This is a genomic window from Flavobacterium ginsenosidimutans (assembly GCF_003254625.1).
In the GTDB taxonomy this organism is placed as follows: domain Bacteria; phylum Bacteroidota; class Bacteroidia; order Flavobacteriales; family Flavobacteriaceae; genus Flavobacterium; species Flavobacterium ginsenosidimutans.
In genome coordinates this window covers 243700-258072 of the sequence record NZ_QJRJ01000079.1, presented here as the reverse complement: position 1 = coordinate 258072, position 14373 = coordinate 243700, and the positions used below count along the sequence as shown (strand labels likewise).

The following is a 14373-nucleotide window of genomic DNA, read 5'->3' as shown; positions in this document are numbered from 1 at the left end:
TTAAATACAATGAATAAAATAGTTTTAATCGCAATAATGATATTTTTAGGTTTTTCAGTTCAGGCTCAAACCAAAAAAAATAAAAACTTAAAATATACAACTGAAGTAAATGGGAACTGTGAACAATGCAAGAAACGAATTGAAAAAGCAGCTTATGGTGTTCCAGGAGTAAAAACAGCAACTTGGGATGTTAGCTCACACCAACTTTCTGTGATTTTAAATGAAGAGAAATGTTCTCCTTCAGATTTGAATAAAGCAATTGCAAAGGCAGGTCATGATACTAAGGAAGTTAAAGCTGCAGCAGCAGATTATGACAACCTTCACAGCTGTTGTAAATATGTGAGAGAAGAATAATAGGAAGGCCCAAACGACTAGTTTGGGCTTTTTTTAATAGTTAATTTATGTTTAAAATACTGCATTTTATTGCGGTTAAGGTAAATTATTGTTACTTTCACGAACTATAAAGATAACCAATCTCGTTTTATGAATAATTTTGAATGGACCCAGTTACTAAACCCTGAATTTTATATTACTTTAAGCGTCGGAGGTTTTCAGATTGGGTTATTTATTGTGCTGTTTATAGTTTTTGCTGAAACAGGACTTTTTGCAGGTTTTTTTCTACCTGGAGACAGTTTGCTTTTTTTGGCAGGGATTTACAGCCGTGACTTAATAGAGAATGTTTTATTTATTCCAAATGATTTCTTAAACGTATTTCTGCTTGCAACTGCAGTCGCTATAATGGGAGTTTTAGGAAATATGACGGGTTACTGGTTTGGTGCGAAAAGTGGTTATTATTTATTCAAAAAAGAAGATACATTTTGGTTTAAGAAAAAATATCTTCTTCAGTCAAAAGATTTCTTTGAGAAGTATGGAGGTAAAGCAATCATTTATGCACGTTTCCTACCTATTTTTAGAACATTTGCTCCAATCGTTGCAGGAATCGTTTCAATGGACAAAAAGAAATTTATGTTTTATAATATCTTGAGTTCTTTCCTTTGGTCATTTATCTTAATTTTTGCAGGACATTATTTATATGGCGTCTTCTTAAAACAAGGAATAGATTTGAAAAAACACATAGAATATATTATCATAATTATCATCGTTATTTCAACATTCCCAGTTTTATTAAAACTATTGAAAAAGAGACCAAACGAACAGATATAATCTAATAAAAGCATAAAAAAAATCCGAAGCCTAAACTTCGGATTTTTTTATATTTTATATTCAGTAGAATTTAATTTGTAGAAATAAGTTTCGTAGTATTTAACTAAACTCAAAAATGTAAGTTGTCAAATATGAGAGTGACGAAATAATCTTAGAAAAATTTCAGATAACAATTAACAATTAACAATTAAATATTACCATTCATTCACTTTATTCGCGTCCATTTTAAGGAAAATAAACAATAAAATAGTGAATCCCCAGAGTCCGGAACCTCCGTATGAAAAGAATGGAAGAGGTACTCCAATTGTTGGGAAAATTCCAATTACCATTGCAATGTTTACAAAGAAGTGTATAAAGAGAATTCCTGCAACACAATAGCCATAAACCCGGCTGAATTTTGTTTTTTGCCTTTCGGCTAAATAAATAATTCTAAGCAGTAAGCTTACAAAAAGCAAAATCACTACTAAAGAACCAGCAAATCCCCATTCTTCACCAACAGTTGTAAAGATATAATCGGTATGCTGTTCAGGAACGAATCCTCCTTTAGTTTGTGTTCCTTCAAGAAAACCTTTTCCAATCCATCCTCCAGATCCAATTGCAATTTCAGATTGGTTGGTATTGTATCCAATACCTTTCATATCAACAGTTTTACCTAATAAAATGTTGAAACGGTCCCTGTGGTGCTGTTTAAAAACGTTATCAAAAACGTAATCAACAGAAAAAACAAATCCCGCAATTAAGAGCAATAAAATACCGCTCTGAATAATATTTCGATCAACAACCCTACCTTTAAAATATATAATTGCCAGAACAATAAACGATATTCCTATAACCACATACGGCTCTAAAACTAATGTTAGAACGAAAAGGGCAATGGTTATAAAAGCAGTCCATACGTACCAAGAAGGCAAACCTTCTCTATACAAAACAAGGATGAAAACACTGTAAATTAAAGCACTTCCAGGGTCTGGCTGTGGTAAAATCAACATTACAGGCAACAGCATAATGGCCAAAGCCTGAATTTGCCTATTTGTTTCTTTTAGATTGATTTGCGTATCACTTAAATATTTTGCTAAAGCTAATGAGGTCGCAGCTTTTGCAAACTCAGAAGGCTGTAAAGTAAAACTTCCAATCGCATACCAGCATCGTTGTCCAGCAATTGTTTTTCCAAATAGAAATAATCCTGCAAGAGATAATAAGGAAACTCCAAAGATGATACTGGCATATTTTTCGTAAAATTTACCATCAACAAAAAGCACAACAAATATCAAAGGAATTGTACAGCAAATAAAAATAAACTGTTTTTGATATGTGCCATCAGTTGACAATAAAGACGACGAATAGATATTCAGCCAACCTAAAGTTACCAGCGAAATGTAGATAAAAACACTTATCCAATCGATATTATTTTTTACACTTTGATTTTTCATTTGAAATAATCTTTCTTAATTTTCTTTAGTAGTGTCTACCGCTGTTTTTTTAACTTCAGTTTTTGTTGTTGCTGTAACAGGAGCTTTTGGTTTTACAATTTTAGCTTGTAAAACAGAGTCTTTTGGAACAGATTCGATTTTAAGAGCCTCGCTTATTCCTCCTAATTTAGCATATTCCGAAAGTAAGCTTTTGTTTAATACTCTCACTTCTAGATCTGTTCTTGTAATCTTCTTTCTTAGATATTTTTCAATCATCAAACTGGCAATTGGTCCCGCAACTGTTGCTCCAAAACCTCCGTTTTCAATCATAACGGCAATAGCAATTTTTGGATTGTCTTTTGGTGCAAAAGCCACAAAAATAGAGTGGTCTTTAAGCTTTTCTCTTTTACCGTTTATTTTGGCATAGTTTTCAGCTGTTCCAGTTTTTCCGCAAATGTCAATTCCTTCTACTCTAAGAGCGTAAGCTGTACCTTTGTTATATACATCAAAGAGTCCGCTTATAACAGGCGGATAATATTTTTGATCAATTGTAGTTACGTGTTTTGTCGTAAACTTTTCGTCTATTTTTTCTCCCTCAATTTTTTTAATGATATGAGGAGTATAATAATAACCTTGATTTGCAACAGTCGCCATCATATTGGCCAATTGAATAGGTGTCATTAAAACCTCTCCTTGTCCAATTGCATTCGATACAATAGTTGAACTTCTCCATCCTCCGTTAGGGTAAATTCTTTTATAGGTTTTAGAAGTTGGGATATTTCCTCGTTTTCCAATAGGTAAATCATATCCCATAAATTGTCCTAAACCGAAACTTTTTACGTGGCTGCTCCAAACATCAACAGCCTGACCAGGGTCTTTATACTTATTGATTGTAAGCATATAGGCTTGTCCAAAATAAGTGTTGCAAGAATTATAAATTCCGTTATGTAACTGATGCGGACCAAAACCGTGACATTTCATGAATCGGCCTCCACCATAACTAAATCCGTGATGGCACATAAAAGTAGTCTGTTCATTTATTACGCCTTCTTGGAGTGCAACTAAACCAGTTAGGATTTTGAATGGAGAACCTGGAGGGTATTCTGCCAAAAGTCCTCTGTCATATAAAGGTTTTGAAATCGAATCGTTATATAAAAGTGTATAATTTTTAGATCTTTGGCGTCCTACCAAAATACCTGGATCATAAGAAGGAGCAGTAACTAAAGCAAGAATTTCACCTGACTTAGGTTCAATTGCCACAATACCACCTCTTTTATTAATCATCAATTCCTCGCCATATTTTTGAAGCTCAGCATCAATAGTTAAATTAATATCTTCTCCAGCTACAGCAATGGTATCGTATTTTCCTTCTTTATAAGGGCCAATTTCTCGGTTATATTTGTCTTTTTGAATGTATTTTACCCCTTTTATTCCGCGTAAAATTTCTTCATAACTTTGCTCAACACCTTGTTTTCCAATTAAATCTCCACTATTGTAGTATGGATTCTTCGCAATTTGTTTTTCATTTACCTGAGTAATAAAACCAAATATATTTGCACCGTAATCTACTTCGTAATCACGCAGAGATCTTTTCTGGAAATAGAAACCATCGTATTTTCTGATTTTTTCCTGAAAGGCAGCAAACTCATTTTTATTTAACTGAGATAAAAAAACAGAAGGAAGCCTTGGGCTATATACTTTTGCTTTTTCAATACGTTTATGATATTCTTCTTGTGTGATGTTCAGAAGTGTACAGAATTCTGCAATATTTAAATCTTCTTTTACCTCTCTAGGAATAACCATAATATCGTAAGAAGCCTGATTAGCAACAAGAAGTTTTCCGTTACGATCATAGATGTAGCCTCTTTCAGGATAGTCATAAACTTTCTTAATCGCATTGTTTTCTGACTTCAATTTGAATGAATCATCGATAATCTGCAGATAAAAGATCCTGATCACTAGCAAAGACGCTGCAATAATAATTATAGTGGGCAGCAAGACTTTTCTCATCGTTTATTGGGCTTAATAAGATAAATTATTATTATTGAGGTAATTATAGTAAAGATAGAACTAAACAAGGTTCGGAGTAAAATGTCCCAGACAAATTTGAATTGAAATGCTTCAAGAACAAACAATACAATGTGGTGCATTAAAACGGAAACCAATATAAATGAAAATCGTTCTGGAGTTAAAGACTCGTTTAGTTTTATCGTTTGATATTCGTAACTCAGTCCAAAAGAAAATTTGAAAATATAAGGTCTGTAATATGCTAGGATCACACAAGCTGTTGCGTGTATACCACCCGAATTACAAAACATATCCATAGTAAGTCCAAGCAAAAAGCTTGAAATTATTAAACCAGCTTTGTTACTATTTACCGGATACAAAATAATGTACAGGATATATGGAAAAGGACTTATGTATCCTAGGAAATTCATATTATTGAAAATAACAATCTGAATTGCCAGCAGCATAATAAATCTAAAAATATTTACTAAAACAGCGCTACTCATTCTTTTCCTTGCTTTGGTTTTCTAGATTAATAATTTCTTCTCTGTCTTTACTTTTGATAATATAAACGTGACCCAGATTGGTCATGTCATTAAATAGTTTCACTCTTATGACATAAAAACTGGTGTTGTTTTTCTTGTATATATTTTCAACGGTTCCGATATTTATTCCTTCAGGGAAAATAGAAGATTGTCCACCAGTAACAATAGTATCTCCTTTTCTGATAGAAGCTAGTCTAGGAACGTCTTCTAATTGTACAAATCCAGTACTTTTTCCATCCCAAGTTAAAGAACCAAAGTGATTTGATTTCTTTATTTTGGCATTAATACGAGACTTCATATTCAAAATACTAACTACAGTTGAGTAATTTGCAGAGGTATTGTCAACAACTCCGATAATTCCTAAACTGTTAATTACTCCCATATCTTGTTTTACTCCTTCATTGTTTCCAGAGTTCAAAGTGATATAGTTTTCGTGTGTGTTGTATGTATTATGAATTACTTTAGATACAATTATATCAGCAGGTTTTACACCTTTAATGCTATCTGGCAGTGGTGCTTTGGTAGTGTCTTCTTTGTTAAATAGAAGGCTTTTTAACCTTGCATTCTCTAATACAAGTTCGTCATTTTCGGCTCTTAAATTCAAATATTCGTTTACACGATTAATTCTTTCATAAACACCTCCGCTTAAAAAATTAGCTGAACTGATTACTCTGCTTCTATGATAGGAATGCGATTGAATTGTGAGCGTCAACGAAATACCTAAAAGCAGCAAAAACAGTAATCGATTACTGTTTCTTATAATGAAATTAAATATTTGCTGCATTTCTTGTCTGGTTATTTTGTTTCAGGATATGCTTGAAGGTTTCAGTTTTTACAAGGGTCAAATATTAGAAATTCGACCCTTATAAAAGTAAATTGATTGTTATTTTGAATCTTATTTGATTAAGATACTTTTAAATTTTGCAATGTTTTTAAGTGCCATTCCTGTACCACGAACAACAGCTCTTAATGGATCTTCCGCAATGTAAACAGGTAAATCTGTTTTTTGAGAAATACGTTTGTCAAGTCCTCTCAACATAGATCCTCCACCAGCTAAATAGATACCAGTGTTGTAGATATCTGCTGCTAACTCAGGAGGAGTTTGAGATAATGTTTCCATTACTGCATCCTCAATACGCTGAATAGATTTGTCTAAAGCTTTTGCAATTTCACGGTAAGAAACATCTACTTGCTTTGGTTTACCAGTAAGTAAATCTCTACCTTGAACTGACATATCTTCTGGCGGACCATCTAAATCTTCAATCGCCGCTCCAATTTGAATTTTAATTTTTTCAGCAGTACTTTCTCCAACAAATAAGTTGTGCTGTGTACGCATGTAATAAACGATATCATTTGTGAAAACGTCACCTGCAATTTTTACAGATTTGTCACATACAATTCCGCCTAAAGCGATTACAGCAATTTCTGTTGTACCACCTCCGATATCCACAATCATGTTTCCTTTTGGTTGCATAATGTCAATACCAATACCAATTGCCGCCGCCATTGGTTCATGAATCAAATAAACTTCTTTTCCGTTTACTCTCTCACAAGATTCCTTCACCGCTCTCATCTCCACTTCAGTAATACCAGAAGGAATACATACAACCATACGTAAAGCAGGAGTAAACATTCTTTTTTTCAATGCAGGAATACTTTTAATGAACATATTGATCATTTTTTCCGAAGCATCAAAATCAGCGATTACACCGTCTTTCAAAGGCCTTATAGTTTTGATGTTTTCATGTGTTTTACCTTGCATCATATTGGCTTCCTTACCAACAGCAATGATTTTGCCTGATACTCTATCACGTGCAACGATAGATGGACTATCAATGACAACTTTATCATTATGAATGATTAAAGTGTTTGCGGTTCCAAGGTCTATCGCAATATCCTCGGTCATGAAATCAAAAAATCCCATAAGTTTTTTTTGGGGTTTAAAATGTTATAAATTATTTATCGAACAAAGTTAAACAAATTAATGTTTAAAATGACGAGTTCCTGTAAATACCATTGCAAGATTATTTTCATTGCAATAATTTATGCTTAATTCGTCTTTAATCGAACCTCCTGGCTGAATTACAGCAGTTATTCCTGCTTTTTTAGCTAATTCTACACAATCCGGAAATGGGAAAAATGCATCACTTGCCATCGAAGCTCCATTTAAATCAAATCCAAAAGCTTTTGCTTTGTCAACAGCTTGAATTAAAGCGTCAACTCTTGAAGTCTGACCTGTACCTGATGAAATCAATGTTCCGTTCTTAGCAAATACAATAGTGTTTGATTTTGTATTCTTGCAGATTTTAGAAGCAAAGATCAAATCTTCGATCTCTTGAGCAGTAGGTTCTGTAATTGTAACGGTTTTTAAATGCTCTTTATTATCCGTAATATTATTTCTGTCCTGAATTAACAAACCATTAAGACAAGTTCTTACTTGACGAGATGGCAATTCAACTTCATTTTGAACTAATATAATTCTGTTTTTCTTCTCTTGTAAAACGGTAACTGCCTCAGCATCATAAGCTGGAGCGATAACTACTTCGCAGAATAATTTGTTGATTTCCTGTGCAGTTTCTAAATCAATTTTTGTGTTAGAAATTAACACTCCTCCAAAAGCAGAAGTAGGATCACAAGCTAAAGCTGCTAAATAAGCTTCACTAATTGTTTTTCTTGAAGCCAATCCGCAAGCATTGTTGTGTTTTAAAATTGCGAATGTTGGTCCGTCAGTTTTAAACTCAGCAATTAAATTAACTGCAGCATCAACATCTAGTAAATTGTTGTATGATAATTCTTTTCCGTGAAGTTTATTGAACATTGCGTCAAAATCTCCAAAGAAGAATCCTTTTTGGTGAGGGTTTTCACCGTATCTTAAAACTTGACCGTTTGCAATGCTTTCTTTGTAAATAGTCTCGTCTGTGTTGAAATAATTAAAAATAGCTCCATCGTAGTGAGATGAAACGTGGAATGCTTTAGTAGCAAACAATCTTCTGTTTTCCAAAGTTGTTGCTCCATCTTGCTCTGTAATCAAATCTAAAAGCAAGCTGTATTCATTTACAGATGCAACAATTACAGTGTCTTTGAAATTTTTTGCACCAGCACGGATTAATGAAATACCGCCGATGTCAATTTTTTCAATAATATCTTGTTCACTTGCTCCAGAAGCAACTGTTTTTTCAAAAGGATATAAATCAACAATTACCAAATCAATTTGAGGAATGTCAAATTCCTTCATTTGCTGAACATCACTTTCGTTATCTTGACGATTTAAAATACCTCCAAAGATTTTTGGGTGTAAAGTTTTTACTCTTCCGCCAAGAATTTCAGGGAAAGAAGTGATATCTTCAACAGGAACTACTGGAATACCAAGGTTTTTGATGAAATCTTCAGTTCCTCCAGTTGAATAAAGTGTTACATTTTGTTCGTGTAATTTTCTAACAATTGGTTCTAATCCATCTTTAGAAAAAACAGAAATTAATGCCGATTGTATTTTTTTTGTTGTGCTCATTGTGTAGTTATGATTTTGAGACTGCAAAAGTAGTTTTTTTATACATTATATTAAAAAAAATTAGTGTAACAAAATGCTAAAAAAATCTACTGATGAGTAAGTTAACTTTTATTAGGTTATTGAATTTAAATTATTGAATTTTACTTTATTGAAAAATACAAAAATATGATCGTTTATCTAAGATTATTAAAAGAAAGTCTAAGCTTCGCCATCAATGCTTTGCGAAATAATAAATTGCGTACTTTATTGTCACTTTTAGGTGTTACAATCGGTATTTTTTCAATTATTGCTGTTTTGGCTGCCGTTGACTCCTTAGATAGAAAAATTTCTAAAGATTTGAGCAGTTTAGATAAAAATACGATTTATTTAATGAAATATTGCTTTGGGCCGTCTGAAATTCCGCAATGGAAGAGAGAACAGTTTCCAAATGTAAAATATGATGAATATGTTGGTCTGAAAAACTCAATGAATAATACTGATCAAGTAGCATATCAGCTTTTTGTAAACAGAGAAAGTTTAAAATACGATTCTAAAACTGTAAGTGATGTAAATATTATTCCGTCGTCAAGCGAAATGGTCGATATAGACGGATTGAGTTTTGATAAAGGAAGATTTTACAATGAATCTGAATCTAATTCGGGAACTGCTGTTATTGTGCTTGGTTACGATATCGCTGAAGGACTTTTTGGGTCAAGCGATCCTATTGGAAAAAATATTCGTTTATACGGACAACGATTCACGGTTATTGGTGTAATTGCCAAACAAGGAGCTGGTTTTTTTGGAGATAGCAATGATACCTCAGTTTATCTTCCTGCTAACTTTTTAAGAAGAATGTACGGAGACAGCGACGCCATGACGCCAGTAATTGTTTTAAAACCTCAAAAAGGCGTTGATATGGATGCGTATAAAGCAGAAGTGGCGCAAAAACTACGAGCAATTCGCGGAATGAAAGCAGGCGATATGGATAATTTCTTCATAAATGTACTTTCTGGATTTACTGATTTTATTGATGGAATTCTAGGTCAAATGAATGTTGTAGGCTGGATCATCAGCGGATTTTCTCTTCTGGTTGGAGGTTTCGGAATTGCGAATATTATGTTTGTTTCAGTTAAAGAAAGAACCAATCTTATCGGAATTCAAAAATCATTGGGAGCAAAAAATAAATTTATTTTATTCCAATTTTTGTTTGAAGCTATTATTCTTTCTGTTATTGGCGGAATCATTGGCCTGCTAATGGTTTGGGGAATCGCTGTAATCTTAACAAAAGCCCTCGATTTTGAATTTGTTTTAAGTTTAGGGAATATTCTTTTAGGAACTGGTTTAGCGGCTCTTATTGGCTTGATTTCTGGAATTCTGCCAGCGGTTTCGGCAGCAAATTTAGATCCGGTTGAAGCAATTCGCACAGGAATGTAATATTGTTTTTGTGTTATTTTACTGTAAATTTTGATGGCTCAAAATAATTAGATATTTTTGATAGACCAAGAACCTAAACCATTAATCCAATGAGCTTTAATCTTAGATCTGTCGATACAGTTGAGTCTATTTCTAGAGAAGATTTCAAAAGAAATTATTTAGACAAAAAGAAGCCCTTAATTATAAAAGGACTCACAAATGATTGGCCCGCAAAAGAGAAATGGTCGACAGAATATTTTAAGGAAATTGCCGGAGATATTGAGGTAAAATTGGTTGATAATTCTAAAGCAGATCCTTCAAAAGTAATTAATGCTTCAATCGCCAGCATGAAGTTTGGCGAATATTTAGATCTCATAAAAAGAGAACCCACGCAATTGCGTATTTTTTTCTTCAATCTTTTTAAACATAGACCAGAACTTATTAATGATGTAAAAGTTCCAAAAGAACTAATGGGAGGTTTTATAGAAAGTATGCCTGCCATGTTTTTTGGAGGTTCTAAGGCGATTACTTTTTTGCATTATGATATCGATTTACCGCATCTTTTTCACACTCATTTTGGAGGAAGAAAACATATCATATTGTTTGATAATAAATGGAAGAAAAGACTCTATTGTATTCCTAATACCACTTATGCCTTAGAAGATTATGATGTTGCTAATCCCGATTTTGAAAAATTCCCTGCTCTAAAAGGAGTAGAAGGGTATGAAGTTTTTCTGGAACACGGAGATACGTTATTTATGCCAACAGGAATGTGGCATTGGATGCGTTACATTGATGGTTCTTTTTCGCTCACACTTCGGGCATGGGACAAATCGTGGTCTAGAAAAATTGCCAGTGTTTGGAGTTTATTTATGCATGGAGCCGTAGACAGCGGTATAAAAGTGATTTTTAGAGAACGTTATGCTGTTTGGCGTGAAAAGCGAGCTTTTGTAATTGCAGAAAAAGAACTGAAAAAGGATTTGAAAAAAGCAGGGTAATATACTTTTATTGTTTTTTAGGGATGTCAAATTCTAGAAATTTAATTTTTGTATTATCCCACTTAATATAATCTGAATTATAGTGCTTGTTGATTTTCTTATAATTTAAAACTGTGTCTTCTTCTTGTGTTGATCTTCTTATGGTGAAATACTTTATTTTGCTTGCCGATGGGCTGTTTAAGAAATCTAAAGTCTTTTTGAAATCTTTATTCTTGATTGTGTCGTTTTGAGATGCAAATACAAGCATTGTGTGTCGTTCATCTCTGCTAGCAACGTTTTGTTTGATAAAATCAATTAAGCTGTAGCTTGGTATTTGAACAATATCGTTAGGTTCAATATTAATGAAATCCGGAATTGTATCTGACGGCGATTGAACGCAGCGCCAACCTATAGTTTCTATGTGATAGAAATAGAAATTATTGTCTTTGTCTATTAAGATTTGGTTATGTCCATAAAACCCTGGAGGTGGAGGTGGGATTTTTTTTATTTTTAATTCCTTTAAATACTCCTTGTTTTCATTGGAGATAATATAAGCAAAATTTTGTTTAATTGCTTGATTTTCTTTTTTGCTACAATTCAAAAAGAGAAAACAAATCATAAAACCAACAAAAATTCTAGCCATAAAGAATAAGATTTAAAATAAAGATATAAAAAAATCTCAAGAAGCAATTTCTTGAGATTTTGTATTGAATTTGTATGTTTTTAGAAAGATTATTTTTCTTTTAATAGTTTTTCTAAATACTCAACTTTTTCTTTTTCTGCCTGAAGCATACGTTCTAAAAGTTCTACTACTTTGTCTATTGGGTTGAATGTACAATAATATGGACTCATTGTTCCATGTGCAAAACTATTGTCATAAAAACTATTAAAATAATTTATCATATTTTCTTCGGTAAAGTTTTTAATTGCTTCAACAGTTACTCCAAGCGCTTTTGCTACTTCTGCAAGTTTTGCATCGTCTATGGTTTCACTGTTCTCCATAGCAGAAATCGACTGTTGATTTGTACCCAAAGCCTGCGCAAGAGCTTCCTGCTTCATATCTTTAAGTTCACGAATACGACTGATTTTTCGTCCTATATGGTTTTGTTTTGTTGCTGTGCTCATAATTCAAAGATATTTATATTACTTTAGAAAAAATAGATTTCTGTAAAAAACAGGTTTGCATTAGTATGATACGCCATTGTCATTTATGCAAAAACAAAAATACAATTTTTCAGACAAGTTGTTAATTGTACTTATAAAACTTATATGGTTTAAAATAAAAAATCCCAAGAAGCAATTTCTTGGGATTTCTATTTTAAGTAGTTTTAAAACTATCTAATATCATTATTTTGAATCAAATCGATGTATAAGTTGATCTTATCTTTCAATTCTTTTCTAGGCGTGATAAAGTCTAAGAAACCGTGTTCTAATAAGAACTCAGCAGTTTGGAAACCTTCTGGTAAATCTTTTCCTGTAGTGTCACGTACAACACGCGGACCAGCAAAACCAATCAAAGCGCCTGGCTCAGAGATGTTGATGTCTCCTAACATAGCGTATGATGCTGTTGTTCCTCCAGTTGTTGGATCTGTACAAAGAGAGATGTAAGGTAATTTAGCTTCAGCTAATTGAGCTAATTTTACAGAAGTTTTTGCTAATTGCATTAAAGAATAAGCAGCTTCCATCATACGAGCTCCACCAGATTTAGAAATCATTACAAATGGAAGTTTGTTTTTAATAGCGTGATCAATACCTCTCGCAATTTTTTCACCTACTACAGCTCCCATAGATCCACCGATGAATGCAAAATCCATACAGCAAATTACAAGTTCTCTTCCTTTAGATTTTCCTACTCCCGTACGTACAGCGTCTTTAAGATGAGTTTTTTCCATTACATCTTTTAATCTTTCTGCATATTTTTTTGTATCCACAAAATGCAAAGGATCTTTAGATGTCATGTTTTTATCTAACTCAACAAATTCGTTGTTGTCGAATAAAATTTCAAAATAGGTTGCGCTTCCAATTCGAACGTGAAAATCATCTTCAGGGCTTACGAATAAATTTCTCGCTAATTCGTCAGCATCAATAATTTTTCCAGTAGGAGATTTGTACCACAATCCTTTCGGAACGTCCATCTTATCTTCTGTCGCGGTCGTAATCCCTTTTTCTTGTCTTTTAAACCAAGCCATTTTTTTAATTTTAGAATGTAGATTTTAAATTTTAGATTTTTCAATCTGAATTCAAAATTTAAATTTCAGGCTTCATTAGAAATCTGAAATCTAAATTCAAAAATCTAAAATTTAAAGTGTGTTTACGTTATTTAAATCTGCAAAAGCTTGTTCAAGTCTTGCATTGAATGTTACTTCGCTTTCACGAACCCATCTTCTTGGATCGTAATATTTTTTGTTTGGAGCATCAGCACCTTCTGGATTACCAATTTGTGATTTTAAATAGTCAAGGTTTTTAACCATATAATCACGGATTCCTTCAGTGTATGCAAATTGTAAATCTGTATCGATATTCATTTTGATAACTCCGTAGCTAATTCCTTCTCTAATTTCTTCAAGTGTAGAACCTGAACCTCCGTGGAAAACGAAATCAACTGGATTGTGTCCTGTGTTGAATTTGTTTTGTACGAAATCCTGAGAATTTTTTAAGATTTTTGGAGTTAATTTTACGTTTCCTGGTTTGTAAACACCGTGAACGTTTCCAAAAGCAGCTGCAATTGTAAATTTAGGGCTCACTTTAGATAATTCTTCGTAAGCGTAAGCTACTTCTTCTGGTTGAGTGTATAATTTTGAGCTATCAACATCAGAGTTGTCAACACCATCTTCTTCACCACCTGTAATACCAAGTTCGATTTCTAATGTCATACCCATTTTGCTCATTCTAGCTAAATATTCTTTACAGATCTCGATGTTTTCTTCGATTGGCTCCTCAGACAAATCGATCATGTGAGAACTGAATAATGGTTTTCCTGTTTCTGCGAAGTGTTTCTCAGATGCATCTAATAAACCATCAATCCAAGGCAAAAGTTTTTTTGCACAGTGGTCTGTATGTAAAATTACGGTTGCTCCGTAAGCTTCTGCTAATGTATGAATGTGTTTTGCTCCCGCGATTCCTCCTGCGATTGCTGCTTTTTCACCTGCATTTGATAATCCTTTTCCAGCGTTGAATTGTGCTCCTCCGTTAGAAAATTGAATGATAACCGGTGCATTTAATTTAGCTGCAGTTTCTAGAACTCCATTGATTGTGCTAGATCCTGTAACGTTTACTGCAGGTAATGCAAATCCTTTTTCTTTCGCATAGTTAAAAATCTCTTGAACTTGATCTCCTGTAGCTACTCCGGGTTTGATATTGTGTGCCATTGT

Annotated in this window: 14 protein-coding genes; 4 read left to right on the top strand and 10 right to left on the bottom strand. The window is 33.2% G+C overall.

Annotated elements, in window-relative coordinates; translation table 11 throughout:
- Nucleotides 1-9 precede the first annotated feature (9 nt).
- Entirely contained in the window at nt 10-354 is a 345-nt protein-coding gene (locus DM444_RS15765; protein ID WP_111288322.1) for a heavy-metal-associated domain-containing protein, read from the top strand.
- A gap of 129 nt (nt 355-483) precedes the next feature.
- Nucleotides 484-1164: a DedA family protein gene (locus tag DM444_RS15760; RefSeq protein WP_111288320.1), complete on the top strand. Its 681-nt coding sequence runs from the start codon at nt 484-486 to the stop codon at nt 1162-1164.
- A gap of 194 nt (nt 1165-1358) precedes the next feature.
- Here DM444_RS15760 and rodA read toward each other — a convergent pair whose 3' ends face one another.
- The 6 genes from rodA to purH form a co-directional block, all read right to left on the bottom strand.
- Nucleotides 1359-2594 (bottom strand): rod shape-determining protein RodA, encoded by a 1236-nt coding sequence (rodA, locus tag DM444_RS15755; RefSeq protein ID WP_111288318.1) that lies wholly within the window; start codon nt 2592-2594, stop codon nt 1359-1361.
- Nucleotides 2595-2609: 15 nt separating this feature from the next.
- Entirely contained in the window at nt 2610-4583 is a 1974-nt protein-coding gene (mrdA, locus tag DM444_RS15750) for a penicillin-binding protein 2 (protein ID WP_111288316.1), read from the bottom strand.
- Complete coding sequence (locus DM444_RS23885) at nt 4580-5086, bottom strand: rod shape-determining protein MreD (protein WP_111288314.1); 507 nt, start codon at nt 5084-5086, stop codon at nt 4580-4582. The genes mrdA and DM444_RS23885 overlap by 4 nt, the downstream gene beginning before the upstream one ends.
- Nucleotides 5079-5909: a rod shape-determining protein MreC gene (gene mreC, locus DM444_RS15740; protein ID WP_111288312.1), complete on the bottom strand. Its 831-nt coding sequence runs from the start codon at nt 5907-5909 to the stop codon at nt 5079-5081. Before mreC ends, DM444_RS23885 begins: the two co-directional genes overlap by 8 nt.
- Before the next feature lie 111 nt (nt 5910-6020).
- On the bottom strand, nt 6021-7049 hold the full coding sequence (locus tag DM444_RS15735) for a rod shape-determining protein (RefSeq protein ID WP_008466528.1): 1029 nt from the start codon (nt 7047-7049) through the stop codon (nt 6021-6023).
- 57 nt (nt 7050-7106) lie between these two features.
- Nucleotides 7107-8633, bottom strand: coding sequence for a bifunctional phosphoribosylaminoimidazolecarboxamide formyltransferase/IMP cyclohydrolase (purH, locus tag DM444_RS15730; protein WP_111288310.1), 1527 nt, complete (start codon nt 8631-8633; stop codon nt 7107-7109).
- Between the two features lie 165 nt (nt 8634-8798).
- Between purH and DM444_RS15725 the strand changes: the two genes are divergently transcribed.
- Nucleotides 8799-10046 carry an ABC transporter permease gene (locus tag DM444_RS15725; protein ID WP_111288308.1) on the top strand — a complete coding sequence of 416 codons (1248 nt, stop codon included), beginning with the start codon at nt 8799-8801 and terminating at the stop codon, nt 10044-10046.
- An 89-nt stretch (nt 10047-10135) separates the two neighbouring features.
- Nucleotides 10136-11023: a cupin-like domain-containing protein gene (locus tag DM444_RS15720; protein WP_111288306.1), complete on the top strand. Its 888-nt coding sequence runs from the start codon at nt 10136-10138 to the stop codon at nt 11021-11023.
- 7 nt (nt 11024-11030) lie between these two features.
- On the opposite strand, the gene DM444_RS15715 is transcribed toward DM444_RS15720, so the two are convergent.
- From DM444_RS15715 to fbaA, 4 genes are all read right to left on the bottom strand, one after another.
- Nucleotides 11031-11645 carry a hypothetical protein gene (locus tag DM444_RS15715; RefSeq protein ID WP_111288304.1) on the bottom strand — a complete coding sequence of 205 codons (615 nt, stop codon included), beginning with the start codon at nt 11643-11645 and terminating at the stop codon, nt 11031-11033.
- 89 nt (nt 11646-11734) lie between these two features.
- Entirely contained in the window at nt 11735-12127 is a 393-nt protein-coding gene (locus DM444_RS15710; protein WP_111288302.1) for a helix-turn-helix domain-containing protein, read from the bottom strand.
- Between the two features lie 209 nt (nt 12128-12336).
- Entirely contained in the window at nt 12337-13191 is an 855-nt protein-coding gene (accD, locus tag DM444_RS15705) for an acetyl-CoA carboxylase, carboxyltransferase subunit beta (RefSeq protein WP_026728501.1), read from the bottom strand.
- 111 nt (nt 13192-13302) lie between these two features.
- Nucleotides 13303-14370: a class II fructose-bisphosphate aldolase gene (gene fbaA / locus DM444_RS15700; RefSeq protein WP_035645669.1), complete on the bottom strand. Its 1068-nt coding sequence runs from the start codon at nt 14368-14370 to the stop codon at nt 13303-13305.
- Nucleotides 14371-14373 lie beyond the last annotated feature (3 nt).

What these genes read in the sequence shown, in the direction of transcription:
- DM444_RS15725 (WP_111288308.1), top strand. Translation starts at nt 8,799, where the DNA reads ATGATCGTTTATCTAAGATTATTAAAAGAAAGTCTAAGCTTCGCCATC.
- mreC (WP_111288312.1), bottom strand. Translation starts at nt 5,909, where the DNA reads ATGCAGCAAATATTTAATTTCATTATAAGAAACAGTAATCGATTACTG.
- DM444_RS15715 (WP_111288304.1), bottom strand. Translation starts at nt 11,645, where the DNA reads ATGGCTAGAATTTTTGTTGGTTTTATGATTTGTTTTCTCTTTTTGAAT.
- accD (WP_026728501.1), bottom strand. Translation starts at nt 13,191, where the DNA reads ATGGCTTGGTTTAAAAGACAAGAAAAAGGGATTACGACCGCGACAGAA.
- DM444_RS23885 (WP_111288314.1), bottom strand. Translation starts at nt 5,086, where the DNA reads ATGAGTAGCGCTGTTTTAGTAAATATTTTTAGATTTATTATGCTGCTG.
- DM444_RS15710 (WP_111288302.1), bottom strand. Translation starts at nt 12,127, where the DNA reads ATGAGCACAGCAACAAAACAAAACCATATAGGACGAAAAATCAGTCGT.
- rodA (WP_111288318.1), bottom strand. Translation starts at nt 2,594, where the DNA reads ATGAAAAATCAAAGTGTAAAAAATAATATCGATTGGATAAGTGTTTTT.
- DM444_RS15720 (WP_111288306.1), top strand. Translation starts at nt 10,136, where the DNA reads ATGAGCTTTAATCTTAGATCTGTCGATACAGTTGAGTCTATTTCTAGA.
- purH (WP_111288310.1), bottom strand. Translation starts at nt 8,633, where the DNA reads ATGAGCACAACAAAAAAAATACAATCGGCATTAATTTCTGTTTTTTCT.
- DM444_RS15765 (WP_111288322.1), top strand. Translation starts at nt 10, where the DNA reads ATGAATAAAATAGTTTTAATCGCAATAATGATATTTTTAGGTTTTTCA.
- fbaA (WP_035645669.1), bottom strand. Translation starts at nt 14,370, where the DNA reads ATGGCACACAATATCAAACCCGGAGTAGCTACAGGAGATCAAGTTCAA.
- DM444_RS15760 (WP_111288320.1), top strand. Translation starts at nt 484, where the DNA reads ATGAATAATTTTGAATGGACCCAGTTACTAAACCCTGAATTTTATATT.
- mrdA (WP_111288316.1), bottom strand. Translation starts at nt 4,583, where the DNA reads ATGAGAAAAGTCTTGCTGCCCACTATAATTATTATTGCAGCGTCTTTG.
- DM444_RS15735 (WP_008466528.1), bottom strand. Translation starts at nt 7,049, where the DNA reads ATGGGATTTTTTGATTTCATGACCGAGGATATTGCGATAGACCTTGGA.